Origin of the sequence: Agromyces sp. Root81 (assembly GCF_001429165.1) — a bacterium.
GTDB lineage: Bacteria > Actinomycetota > Actinomycetes > Actinomycetales > Microbacteriaceae > Agromyces.
This window is the reverse complement of the sequence record NZ_LMIR01000001.1, coordinates 155,933-168,426: the sequence shown is the minus strand read 5'-3', so window position 1 is coordinate 168,426 and position 12,494 is coordinate 155,933. Positions and strand designations below refer to the sequence as shown.

Annotated in this window: 11 protein-coding genes; 2 read left to right on the top strand and 9 right to left on the bottom strand. The window is 68.7% G+C overall.

The genetic code is table 11. The features are described from left to right. The first annotated feature begins 60 nt into the window (after positions 1-60). Positions 61-804 (top strand): DedA family protein, encoded by a 744-nt coding sequence (locus tag ASE14_RS00825; protein WP_056649422.1) that lies wholly within the window; start codon positions 61-63, stop codon positions 802-804. Here the strand turns inward: ASE14_RS00825 and ASE14_RS00820 are convergent. From ASE14_RS00820 to ASE14_RS00800, 5 genes are all read right to left on the bottom strand, one after another. Next, on the bottom strand, positions 801-1,727 hold the full coding sequence (locus tag ASE14_RS00820) for an ABC transporter substrate-binding protein (RefSeq protein WP_056649419.1): 927 nt from the start codon (positions 1,725-1,727) through the stop codon (positions 801-803). The genes ASE14_RS00825 and ASE14_RS00820 overlap by 4 nt on opposite strands. After that, the gene (locus tag ASE14_RS00815) at positions 1,724-2,467 is read right to left on the bottom strand and encodes an ABC transporter permease (protein ID WP_056649414.1); all 744 of its coding nucleotides are present in this window, start codon (positions 2,465-2,467) and stop codon (positions 1,724-1,726) included. Before ASE14_RS00815 ends, ASE14_RS00820 begins: the two co-directional genes overlap by 4 nt. Then, entirely contained in the window at positions 2,464-3,153 is a 690-nt protein-coding gene (locus ASE14_RS00810; RefSeq protein WP_056649412.1) for an ABC transporter permease, read from the bottom strand. The genes ASE14_RS00815 and ASE14_RS00810 overlap by 4 nt, the downstream gene beginning before the upstream one ends. Beyond that, entirely contained in the window at positions 3,150-3,962 is an 813-nt protein-coding gene (locus ASE14_RS00805; protein ID WP_056649410.1) for an ABC transporter ATP-binding protein, read from the bottom strand. Before ASE14_RS00805 ends, ASE14_RS00810 begins: the two co-directional genes overlap by 4 nt. A 106-nt stretch (positions 3,963-4,068) precedes the next feature. Further along, on the bottom strand, positions 4,069-4,731 hold the full coding sequence (locus tag ASE14_RS00800) for a TetR/AcrR family transcriptional regulator (RefSeq protein WP_082599874.1): 663 nt from the start codon (positions 4,729-4,731) through the stop codon (positions 4,069-4,071). A gap of 105 nt (positions 4,732-4,836) precedes the next feature. Between ASE14_RS00800 and ASE14_RS00795 the strand changes: the two genes are divergently transcribed. Then, positions 4,837-5,895 (top strand): App1 family protein, encoded by a 1,059-nt coding sequence (locus ASE14_RS00795; RefSeq protein ID WP_056649406.1) that lies wholly within the window; start codon positions 4,837-4,839, stop codon positions 5,893-5,895. 6 nt (positions 5,896-5,901) lie between these two features. Here the strand turns inward: ASE14_RS00795 and ASE14_RS00790 are convergent, their stop codons facing one another. The 4 genes from ASE14_RS00790 to dnaE form a co-directional block, all read right to left on the bottom strand. After that, complete coding sequence (locus ASE14_RS00790) at positions 5,902-6,954, bottom strand: quinone-dependent dihydroorotate dehydrogenase (protein WP_056649403.1); 1,053 nt, start codon at positions 6,952-6,954, stop codon at positions 5,902-5,904. Positions 6,955-6,994: 40 nt separating this feature from the next. Then, positions 6,995-7,468 (bottom strand): transcriptional regulator NrdR, encoded by a 474-nt coding sequence (nrdR, locus tag ASE14_RS00785; RefSeq protein WP_056008298.1) that lies wholly within the window; start codon positions 7,466-7,468, stop codon positions 6,995-6,997. Between the two features lie 93 nt (positions 7,469-7,561). After that, positions 7,562-8,869, bottom strand: coding sequence for a histidinol dehydrogenase (gene hisD, locus ASE14_RS00780; protein WP_056649399.1), 1,308 nt, complete (start codon positions 8,867-8,869; stop codon positions 7,562-7,564). Positions 8,870-8,916: 47 nt separating this feature from the next. Beyond that, complete coding sequence (dnaE, locus tag ASE14_RS00775) at positions 8,917-12,450, bottom strand: DNA polymerase III subunit alpha (protein ID WP_056649396.1); 3,534 nt, start codon at positions 12,448-12,450, stop codon at positions 8,917-8,919. Positions 12,451-12,494 lie beyond the last annotated feature (44 nt).

The following is a 12,494-nucleotide window of genomic DNA, read 5'->3' as shown; positions in this document are numbered from 1 at the left end:
GGCGGCGAATCAGCCCGTGGGCTGATGCCGCCGTTCAGAGCTCGTCGCTACGCTCGAACGATGAACGAGATCATCGATTGGCTCCTCGACACCGTCCAGGCCGTCGACCCGATCGCCCGCACCCTGCTCGCGGGGCTCGGAATGCTGCTCGAGACCTCAGTGCTCATCGGCCTCGTCGTGCCCGGCGACACGATCGTGATCGTCGCCTCGACGGCCGTCGACGGTATCGGCGAGTACTTCGCGCTCACCTTCACGGTCATCATCGGTGCGCTCATCGGCGAGAGCATCGGGTTCGCCCTCGGCCGCTGGTTCGGCCCGCACATCCACCGCTCGTGGCTCGGCCGCAAGATCGGCGATGAGAACTGGTCTCGCGCCGAGCGCTACCTCGACCGCCGCGGCGGTCCGGCCGTCTTCATCTCGCGATTCCTGCCCGTGCTGCACTCGCTCATCCCGCTCACGGTCGGCATGAGTTCGATGCGGTACCGCAAGTTCATGGCGTGGACCGTGCCCGCGTGCGTCATCTGGGCGTTCTCCTACGTGACCGTCGGCTGGCTCGCGGCCGGCAGCTACCGCGAACTCAGCAGGGAGCTGCACTGGGCCGGCTACCTGTTCGTCGGCGTGATCGCCCTCTTCCTGGCAGCGGCCTGGGGCGTGAAGAAGCTCCTCGTGCGCTCCGAGGCCAAGCACATGGAGGCGACGGACGCCCCGGCGCAGGTACCTGAAACAGACGCCGACGCACGCGAAGACGGCGAAGGGCCGGATGCCGCGGCATCCGACCCCTCGAATCTCGACGCGAACCGCTAGAACAGCGCCTTCTCGGCGAGCCAGTCCTTCGCGATCTGGTCGGCCGACTGCTGCTCGTCGACGCTCAACGCGTTGAGTGCGACGAGGTCCTCTGCCGTGAGTGCGGTGCTGACGGTGTTGATCACGTCGGCCATCTCATCGGTGACCTTCTCGCTCACGACCGGAACGACGTGCGACGCCAGGAAGAGCCCTTCGGGATCTTCGAGCGTCACCAGGTCGTTGGCCTTGATGTTCGGGTCGGCGCTGTAGATGTTGACGAGCTGCACCTGGTCGTCGACGAGCGCCTTCAACGTCAGCGGACCGCCGCTGTCCTCGATCGGCGTGAACCCCACCTCGACGCCGTAGACCTCCTTCAGGCCCTCCGGGCCATAGGGGCGCGTCTCGAGCTCGGAGTTGCCGCCGAGGGTCAAGGGGGTCGTGACCTTCGCGAGGTCGGCGAGGCTCGTCACCCCGTTCGCGTCTGAGAACTCCTTGGTGACGTTGTACGAGTCCTGATCGGTCGCCGGCGACTGGTCGAGCACGCGCAGGCCCTCCGGCAGCGAGGTCTCGAGTTCGGCATAGACGTCGTCACTCGTCGTCGCCGCCGTGTCGGGCACGTAGTACTGCAGCAGGTTGCCCGTGTACTCGGGGAAGACGTCGATCTCGCCGGCCTCGATCTCGGGGATGTAGACCTCGCGCTGGCCGATGCGAGGCTGCAGCTCGACCGTGAAGCCGTTCGCCTCGAGCGCCTGCGCGTAGATCTCGGCGATGATCTCATTGGAGTAGTAGTCCTGCGAACCGACGACGATCGTCTCCGACGACGCGCCGTCGGAGTTCGATCCGCTGTCCAGCGGATCGCCCGACGCACACCCTGCCAGGGCCACTGTCGCCCCGACCGCGACCGCTGCGAGTGCAACGAGCCGGCCTTTTCCTGCGGTGTTCATTCTCGATTCCCTTCGGTGATGGGTTGCCCCACGACCGCCCGAGGCCGGGTCGGCCGCGAGCGGAGCTCTCTGGTTCTGGTCGCCTGGACCCCGGCGGGCACGACGAGGCGCTGAGTGATCGCGAAGACGCCGTCGATCGCGAGCGCGAGCAGGATCACGAGGATCGAGCCGCCGAGCATCTCGGCGTAGTCGCGGGTCTTCAGTCCGGCGAAGATGTACCGGCCCAGGCCTTCGTCCGCGATGTACGCGGCGAGCGTCGCGGTCGCGACGATCTGCAGGGTCGCCGAGCGGATGCCGCCGACGATGATCGGCATGCCGAGCGGCACCTCGACCTTGCCCACGATCTGCCCCTCGCGCATGCCCATCGCCCTCGCGGCGTCGATCGTGCGCCGGTCGACGGATTCGAGGCCGGAGTAGGCGCCGGCGAGCAGCGGTGGCAGTGCGAGCACGACCAGAGCGATGATCGGCGCCTGCAGGCCGATGCCGAGCCAGAGCGCGAGGAGTGTCAGCAGGCCCAGCGTGGGCAGGGCGCGCAGCCCGCCCGACACCATCACGGCGAGTTCCTTGCCTCGCCCCGTATGACCGACGAACATTCCGACCGGCAGCGCGATGAATGCGGCGATCAGGAGCACGGTCGCAGAGATCGCGAGATGCTGTGCGATGCGCTCGGGGATGCTCCCGGCCCCGGTCCAGTTGGCCGGGTCAAGGATCCAGGCGATGCCTTCGAGGAGGAGGTTCACAGGGTGTCCGCCGCCTTCACGAGCGTCGTCGACGCTGCCTTGCTCGTGTTCGCGTTCGGTCGCGACCACGGCATGAGCAACCGGCCGATCGCCACGCTCGCCCAGTCGAGCCCGATCGCGAGCACCATGGTGGCGACGATGCCAGTGATGATCTCGGCCTGGATTCCGCGCTGCAGGCCGTCGGTGAAGAGGCTGCCGAGGCTCTGCACTCCGATGACGGCGCCGATCGTCGCAAGGCTCACGGTGCTGACGATCACGACGCGCAGGCCGGAGAGCAGCACCGGACCGGCGAGCGGCAGCTCGACGCCCCAGAATCGGCCCGTTGCCGAGTAGCCGACGGCGGTCGCCGACTGCCGCACGTCGGGCTCGACCGCATCGAAGGCGTCGGCGGCGGTGCGCACGATCACGGCGATGCCGTACAGGGTCAGTGCGAACATCAGGTTGATCGGGGAGGTCGTTCGCTGCCCGGTGAAGACCGGGAGGGCGATGAGCAGCGGCAGCGATGGAATCGCGTAGAGCAGGCCGCAGAGCGCGAGCAGCACGCCCCGCGACCACCGCTGACGGTGCGCGATCCAACCGATCGGAATCGAGATCACGAAGCTCAGTATGATCGCGGGCACCGACAATGCCAGGTGCACGAGCATGAGCTCGCCGACCAGGTCGAGATTCGACCAGAGCCAGTTCACGAGGCGAGCACTCCCGCGGGTCGGCCGTCGTCGTCGACGACGATCCGGCGCCCGTCGACCTCGGTCAGGTGGAGGGCGCGCTTGCCCCGATTCGCGCCGACGAAGTCGGCGACGAAGTCGTCGGCCGGGTTCGCGAGGATCTCTGCCGGCGACGCGGCCTGCGAGATCTGCCCGCCGTGCTGCATGATCACGACCTGGTCGCCGAGCAGGAACGCCTCGTCGATGTCGTGCGTGACGAAGACCACCGTCTTGCCGAGCTCGCCCTGCAGGCGCAGCAGCTCCTGCTGCAGCTCGGCGCGCACGATCGGGTCGACCGCGCCGAACGGTTCGTCCATGAGCAGGATGTTCGGGTCGACGGCGAGACCTCGGGCGACGCCGACGCGCTGCTGCTGCCCGCCGGAGAGCTGGCTCGGGTACTTGTCGGCGAGCGAACGATCCAGCCCGACCGTATCGAGCAGCTCGAGTGCGTGCGCGTGCGCCGCGGCCTTCTTCTCACCGCGGAGCAGCGGCACCGTCGCGACGTTGTCGACCACCTTGCGGTGCGGCAGCAACCCGGAGTTCTGCATCACGTAGCCGATGCTGCGCCGGAGCCCGACGGGTTCGAGCGTCGCGACATCCGTGCCGTCGATGAGGACCTGGCCCGAGGTCGGATCGACCATGCGGTTGATCATGCGCAGCAGCGTCGTCTTGCCGGAGCCCGAGGACCCGACGAAGACGGTCGTCTTCCGGGGCGGGATGACGATGTCGACACCCGACACGGCGACGGTGCCGTCGGGGAACTGCTTCGTGACGCCTCGGAACTCGATCATGCCGCCTCACTCCACGCCCGGCGTTCGCCGGACCGACTCCCAGCCAAACACCAATCGGGTGTCGAGGCAACGAGCGTTGCGCGGCGCGTCGCGTCGCGGCGGGCCGTCAGGCGGCGTTGCTGGCGGCGCGCGCCTCGCCGAGGTGCTCGGTGAGGTAGTCGCGCACGAGGCGCTTCGCTTCGGCGAGGTACCGTTCGTCGCCGTCGGCATCGCGCTCGAAGGCCCGGCTGATGAGCGCGTCGCCGAGCTCGATCGAGACGCCGAGGCGGAACCTGAGCTCCGGCAGGTCGAGGTCGCCGCCGAACTCGGCCTCGATGAGGCGGGCGAGGCGGTGGGCGAGCTCGGGCTCGACGTCGCCCTCTGGAGTCTCGCGGCGCGCGGCGTGCACGACGCTGAACCCCGGCTCGTCGCGGTACATCGCGGCGCAGGCGTCGATCGCCAGGTCCATGACGTGCCACCAGCTGACGAGTTCGATGCCGTCCATGTCGTCGGCGACGCGTTCGCGGAAACGCCGGACCGAGCGCTCGCGCAGCGCGTAGAGCACGGCGACGCGGTCGGGGAAGTACCGGTAGACCGTGCCGATCGAGGCGCCGGCACGTTCGGCGACCATCTGCGTGGTCAGGCGCTCGAATCCGGACTCGTCGACGATCTCCGCCGCTGCATCCAGCAGCGCATCGAGCCGCTGCGTACTGCGTCGCTGCGTCGGCTCGGTTCGGATCGAGCGTCTCCGGCTCGGATCGGCCCCCAGGATCAGGTCGACATTCGGCACGGAACCTCCTCAGTTGCCCGTCCACTCTACCCGGAGCTCCGCGGGTCATCCGACCATTCCCGGCTCGTTTCGCGACGCGGCGTCGACGCATGACAGACTGAGTGGATGCCGGCGAGCTCCCCCCTTCCGGCCGGACAACGAGAGCGCCAGGTCCGGCATCGTGCCGCGCGCCTCGAAGACCGCGTGCACGAGATCCGCGAGCGCTGGGCGCGACGCCGAGGTCACGTGCCGACGGTCGTGCCGTACACCGGTTACGGATCGACCGAGTGGGTGCGCGTGCTCTGCCGTGTACTGCTCAGCAAACCGGTCGACCCCGACGAGACGTCGAAGCGTCGTCGCCGCCGCGGCGAGCAGGGCATCCGCGGATGGCGCAGCTTCACGAGCGTGCCCGTCGGCGACGTGCCCGTGGTGATCGAAGTCGGCGGCAAGCGCATCGAGGTGCTCGCCGACCGCGGCGGCGTGGTCGACACGAAGGTGCCGGTCTCGCTCGAGCCGGGATGGCATCAGGCGACGCTCCGCACCGAGGGATCCGAGCCGGTCGAGGCGCCGATCTGGATCGTCGGGCCCGATGTGCGCTTCGGCATCATCTCCGACGTCGACGACACGGTGATGGTCACCGCGCTCCCCCGCCCGTTGGTCGCGTTCTGGAACACCTTCGTGCTCGACGAGCACGCGCGCATCCCCACCCCCGGCATGGCGGTGCTGTTCGAACGCCTCGTTCGCTCGCACCCCGGCTCGCCGGTCATCTACCTGTCGACCGGCGCCTGGAACGTGGCGCCGACGCTCACGAGATTCCTGTCGCGCAACCTCTACCCGGCCGGGCCGCTGCTGCTCACCGACTGGGGACCCACGCACGATCGCTGGTTCCGGAGCGGTCATGAGCACAAGCAGGAGAACCTCCGGCGTCTCGCCGAGGAGTTCCCCGACATGCGCTGGCTCCTCATCGGCGACGACGGCCAGCACGACGAGGAGCACTACGAGCGCTTCGCGCTCGAGCATCCCGACCGGGTCGCCGCCGTCGCGATCCGCCGCCTCTCGAAGGGCGAGGCCGTGCTCGCCGGAGGCCGCACCAAGACCGAGCAGCACGGCTCCGGCGTGCCCTGGGTCTCGGCGAACGACGGATCGACGATCGCCGACCGGCTCGCCGACCTCGGCGTGCTCTGAGCGCCGTTACGCGGCGACTGCTGCGCGTCGGCTCCGCGCGAACCTCGCCAGCCCGCGGTTGACCTGCCTGGCCCAGAACGGACCCCGGTAGATGAACGCCGAGTAGCCCTGCACGAGCGTGGCGCCCGCGTCGAGCCGGTCCTGCACGTCGGCAGCCGTCTCGACGCCGCCGACCGAGACGACGCAGAGCTCGGCCGGCACCTGGGCGCGGATGAGTCGCAGCACCTCGAGCGAGCGGGCGGCGAGCGGCGCCCCAGAGAGCCCGCCTGCGCCGATCGCCTCGACGACGGATGCCTCGGCGCGGAGTCCCTCGCGGGAGATGGTGGTGTTCGTGGCGATGATGCCGTCGAGTCCGAGGCGGCCGACGAGTTCGCAGATGCGCACGATCTCGGCGTCGTCGAGGTCGGGCGCGATCTTCACGAGCAACGGCGTGTCGCCGGCGGCCGCACGCACCGTCTCGAGCAGCGGCGCCAGCGAATCGATCTCCTGCAGGCCGCGGAGCCCCGGCGTATTCGGTGAGCTGACGTTGACGACGAGGTAGTCGGCGAAGGGCGCGAGCACCCGCGCGCTCCGCTCGTAGTCGGCGACCGCGTCTTCGACCGCCGTGACCCGGCTCTTGCCGATGTTCACGCCGAGCACCGGCCGGTCGCGACGGCGCGACAGCCGTGAGAGACGGCCCGCCGCGGCATCCGCACCGCCGTTGTTGAAGCCCATTCGATTGACGAGTGCCCGGTCGCTCACGAGCCGGAAGAGCCGCGGCCGCGGGTTGCCCGGCTGGGCGATCGCCGTGATGGTGCCGACCTCGACGTGCCCGAATCCGAGCTGGCCGAGACCGCGCACCGCGAGACCGTCCTTGTCGAATCCGGCCGCGACGCCGAACGGCGACGGGAAGCGCAGTCCCAGTGCCTCGACCGCGAGCGACGGGTCGGGCGCGGTGAATCGCTCGACGAGCTTGCCGAAGCCCAGAGTCGGCAGGCCGCGGATGACCCGGAACGCGAGGTGGTGCGCGTCTTCAGGGTCCATGTGGGAGAGGAAGGCGGTGAAGAGAAGTCGATACATCGCGCCTCAGGCTACCGGAGTGGGAGCGGCCGCCCCGACGTCACTCGACCGGTCGCGCCGGCAGACGGCCGTGCTCCTCGCGGAGCTGGTCGATCGCGGACTCGAAATCGTCGAGCGAATCGAACGCCTGGTAGACGCTCGCGAAGCGCAGGTACGCCACCTCGTCGAGTTCGCGCAGCGGCGGCAGGATCGCGAGGCCGATGTCGTTCGCCTCGATCTGCGACGCGCCCGTCGAACGGATCGTCTCCTCGACCTTCTGCGCGAGCACCGCGAGGTCGGAGTCGGTCACCGGGCGCCCCTGGCACGCCTTCCTGACGCCCAGCACGACCTTCTCGCGACTGAACGGCTCGACCACGCCGGACCGCTTGATGACGACGAGGCTCGCCGTCTCGGTCGTCGAGAACCGGCGCCCGCACTCGGGGCACTGGCGACGGCGCCGGATCGAGAGCCCGTCGTCGCTCGTGCGGGAGTCGATGACGCGGGAATCGGGGTGACGGCAGAAGGGACAGTACATGGTGCTCCCAGCCTAGCGGCGGCGGTCGATGCAGCCGGTGACCATGCCGACCGACGTACGGGCGAAGCGCAGCGTGGTCAGTCCGCGACGCGGTCAGTCCGCGAAGCGGGCGGTGATCGCCTCGCCGTGCGCCGGCAGGTCCTCCTCGGCGGAGAGCGCCGCGATCACCGGGGCGACCTCGCGCAGCGCCGCCTCGTCGTAGCGCACGACCTGCTGCGGGCGCAGGAACGTCGACGCGGAGAGCCCCGAGGCGTGGCGCGCCTGGCCTCCGGTCGGCAGCACGTGATTCGAACCGGCCGCGTAGTCGCCGAGGCTGACTGGAGAGAAGGAGCCGACGAAGATCGCACCCGCGTTCTCGATGCGGGCGAGCGTCGCGTCGGCGTCGCGCACCTGGATCTCGAGGTGCTCGGGCCCGAAGGCGTTCGCGAAGTCGGCGGCCTGCTCGAGGTCGTCGACGAGCACGAGCGCCGACTGCACGCCGTCGATCGCCTCTCGCACGCGTGCACTGTGCCTGGTGGCCTCGACCCGGGCCTCGAGCCGCTCGACGACGCGAGCCGCGAGATCTCCGGAGTCGGTGACGAGCACCGCCGCGGCGAGCTCGTCGTGCTCGGCCTGGCTCACGAGGTCGGCCGCGACGAAGTCGGGGTCGGCACTGTCGTCGGCGATGACGAGGATGTCGGTCGGACCGGCCTCGGCATCGATGCCCGTGACCGCCTGCACGACCCGCTTCGCCGCGGCCACGAAGACGTTGCCGGGCCCGGTGACCCGCTGCACCGGCTCGAGCCCGATGCCCTCGACCCCGTACGCGAACGCGCCGATCGCGCCGGCGCCGCCCATGGCGTAGACCTCGGTGATGCCGAGGAGCGCCGCGATGCCGGCGATGGTCGGGTGGACGCGCCCGCCGAACTCGGACTGCGGCGGGGAGGCGAGCGCGATCGACTGCACTCCGGCCACCTGGGCCGGCACGACGTTCATGATCACGCTCGACGGGTAGACCGCCTTGCCGCCGGGCACGTAGAGGCCGACGCGGGCGACGGGCTGCCAGCGCTGCTCGACGACGGCACCGGCCGAGAGCACGGTCGTCTGCGGCGCAGGCACCTGGGCCTCGCTCGCCGCGCGCACCCGATCGATCGTCTGGAGCGCTGCCGAACGGATCTCGGGAGCGAGCGCCTCGAGGGCTGCGGCCAGTTCATCGGCCGGCACGCGCACCGCCGTCGGACGAACGCCGTCGAAGCGTTCGGCCTGATCGAGCAGGGCGGTCTCGCCGTGCTCGCGCACCTCGTCGATGATCGAGCGGGCGGCGTCGAGGGCCGCCGAGACGTCGGTCGCGGCCCGGGGCACGAGGGCGAGGAGCCCTGCGGTCGTCGGTCGGGTTCCACGGAGATCGATGGTGCGCAGCATGATGGCTCCCAGCCTATCGACGTGTCACCGAACGAACCGGGTTCGCGTCACACGAGGCAGTTCGGGCCCAGCAGGCTCTTCAGCTCGCCGTAGAGGTCGGCGGTCACCTTGACCGGGTACTGCCCGACCTCGAAGACGCGACCGACGCGGCCCTTCGTCAGCGTGATCCGGACCTCGGTCTCCCCGTGATGACGCACGAGCACGTCTCGGAGCGCCTCGGTCGTCTCCTGCGTCGCCCGTTGGTCGGGCAGGGTGATCTTCACGATGCCCGATTCTTCGTCCTGACCGAGTTCCGGCGTGAACACGCTGTAGGCATGCAGGTTCATGCCGTCGTCGCGCATGCTGACCCGCCCACGCACGACCACGATCGAATCGGCCTGCAGGCCGGGCGCGAACTCCTGGTAGGCCTTGCCCATGAACATCACCGTGATCTCACCCGAGAAGTCCTCGACCGTGATCATGCCGTACTGGTTGCCCGAGGCCTTCGCAATGCGGTGCTGGACACTCGTGACGAGACCCGCGACCGTGACGGTGTCGGCATCCTGCGTCGCATCCGAGGTCATCAGTTCGGTGATGGTCGTCGACGCGTGTTTCGCGAGTGGCGCCTCGAGCCCCGCGAGCGGGTGATCGGACACGTAGAGCCCCAGCATGTCGCGCTCGAAGGCCAGCTTCTGCTTCTTCGGCCATTCCGGACGCGCGGGCACGAGCGACGGCGCGGCATCCCGCTCGTCGTCGTCGAAGAGGCTGTCGAAGTCGAAGCCGAAGTCGCCGACCTCCTCGGCCCGCTTCTCCTTGACGACCGACTCGACCGCCCCCTCGTGGATCTCGACGAGCGAGCGACGCGTGTGCCCCAGCGAGTCGAATGCGCCCGCCTTCACGAGCGACTCGACCGTGCGCTTGTTCGCCACCGGGAGCGGCGACTTCTTCAGGAAGTCGTGGAAGGACTCGAACCGGCCCTTCGTCTCGCGTGCCCCGCGGATCGCGTCGACCACGTTGAACCCGACGTTGCGGACCGCGCCGAGTCCGAATCGGATGTCCTCGCCGACGGCGGCGAAGTAGCCGATCGATTCGTTCACGTCGGGCGGCAGCACCTTGATGCCCATGCGCCGGCATTCGTTGAGGTAGAGCGCGAGCTTGTCACGCGCATCGCCGACGCTCGTGAGCAGCGCCGCCATGTACTCGGCCGGGTAGTGGGCTTTCAGATATGCGGTCCAGTAGCTCAGCACGCCGTAGGCGGCCGAGTGCGCCTTGTTGAACGCGTAATCCGAGAACGGGAGCAGAATCTCCCAGAGCTTCTGGATCGCGGCATCCGAATAGCCGTTGGCCTTCATGCCTCCGGAGAAGCCCTCGTACTGCTTGTCGAGCTCGGACTTCTTCTTCTTGCCCATCGCGCGGCGCAGGATGTCGGCCTGGCCGAGCGAGAACCCGGCGACCTTCTGCGCGATCGCCATGACCTGCTCCTGATAGATGATCAGGCCGTAGCTCGTGTCCAGGATCTCCCGAAGCGACTCCTCGAACTCGGGGTGGATCGGGGTGATCTCCTGCAGGCGGTTCTTGCGCAGCGCGTAGTTGATGTGCGAGTTCGCACCCATGGGGCCCGGACGGTAGAGCGCGATGACGGCCGAGATGTCTTCGAAGTTGTCGGGCTTCATCTGGCGCAGCAGCGACCGCATGGGCCCGCCGTCGAGCTGGAAGACGCCGAGCGTGTCGCCCCTCGCGAGCAGGTCGTAGGCGCCCTGGTCGTCGAGCGCGAGGTCTTCGAGCACCGGACGGTGGCCACGGTTGGCCTCGATGTTGTCGAGCGCATCGTCGATGATCGTGAGGTTGCGCAGCCCCAGGAAGTCCATCTTGATGAGGCCGAGCGACTCGCACGCCGGGTAGTCGAATTGCGTGACGATCTGACCGTCTTGTTCGCGCTTCATGATCGGGATGATGTCGACGAGCGGGTCGCTCGACATGATCACGCCGGCAGCGTGCACACCCCACTGGCGCTTCAGGTTCTCGAGGCCGAGCGCCGTCTCGAAGACCGTCTTCGCCTCGGGGTCGGTCTCGACGATGGCCCGGATGTCGGACGCCTCTTTGTACCGCGGATGCTTCGTGTCGAAGATGCCGGTGAGCGGGATGTCCTTGCCCATGACCGCGGGCGGCATCGCCTTCGTGAGCTTCTCGCCCATCGAGAACGGGAAGCCGAGCACGCGGCCCGAGTCCTTGAGCGCCTGCTTCGCCTTGATCGTGCCGTAGGTCACGATCTGCGCGACGCGCTCGTCGCCGTACTTCTCGGTCACGTACCTGATGACCTCGCCGCGACGACGCTCGTCGAAGTCGACATCGAAGTCGGGCATCGAGACACGATCGGGGTTCAGGAACCGTTCGAAGATCAGGCCGTGCTGCAGCGGGTCGAGGTCGGTGATGCGCATGGCGTACGCCGCCATCGAGCCGGCACCGGAACCACGACCGGGACCGACGCGGATGCCGTTGTTCTTCGACCAGTTGATGAAGTCCGCGACGACGAGGAAGTATCCGGGGAAGCCCATCTGCAGGATCACGCCGACCTCGTAGTCGGCCTGCTTGCGCACCTCGGCTGGGATGCCGTTCGGGTACCGCACCTCGAGGCCGCGGTCGACCTCCTTCACGAACCAGGTGTCTTCGCTCTCACCCTCGGGCACCGGGAACCGCGGCATGTAGTTGGCGTTGGTGTTGAACCGCACGTCGGCGCGCTCGGCGATGAGCAGTGTGTTGTCGCACGCCTCGGGGTAGTCGCGGAAGACGTGCCGCATCTCGGCGGCGGTCTTCAGGTAGAACTCGTCGGCGTCGAACTTGAAGCGGTTGGGGTCGTCGAGTGTCGAGCCCGATTGCACGCAGAGCAGGGCGGCGTGGCTCTTGGCATCGGCGGCGTGCGTGTAGTGCAGGTCGTTCGTGGCGACGAGCGGGAGCGCGAGGTCCTTCGCGAGCCGGTGCAGATCCTCCATGATGCGGCGCTCGATGCCGAGCCCGTGGTCCATGATCTCGGCGAAGTAGTTCTCTTTGCCGAAGATGTCGCGGAAGTCGGATGCCGCCTTCACCGCTTCGTCGTACTGCCCGAGCCGGAGGCGCGTCTGCACCTCGCCCGACGGGCAGCCGGTCGTGGCGATGAGCCCCTTCGAGTACATCGACAGCAGTTCGCGGTCCATGCGCGGCTTGAAGTAGTAGCCCTCGATCGACGCACGGCTCGAGAGCCGGAAGAGGTTGTGCATGCCCTCGGTCGTCTCGGAGAGCAGCGTCATGTGCGTGTACGCGCCCGAGCCCGAGACGTCGTCGCCGCCGCCGTTGCCCCAGCGGATCCTGGTCTTGTCGCCGCGCGCCGTACCCGGGGTGATGTAGGCCTCGGTGCCGATGATCGGCTTGATTCCGGCGTCGGTCGCCTGCTTCCAGAAGTCGTACGCGCCGAACACGTTGCCGTGGTCGGTGATCGCGACCGCGGGCATTCCCTCGCCCTTCGCCGCCTGGATGAGCTCCCCCACCCTCGCTGCGCCGTCGAGCATCGAGTACTCGCTGTGCACGTGCAGATGGACGAAGGAATCGGTGGCCACTGGGCTCCTCATCGGGTACGGCGAGTGTGTTTCGGGGGTCTTCGAAGTCTACGGCG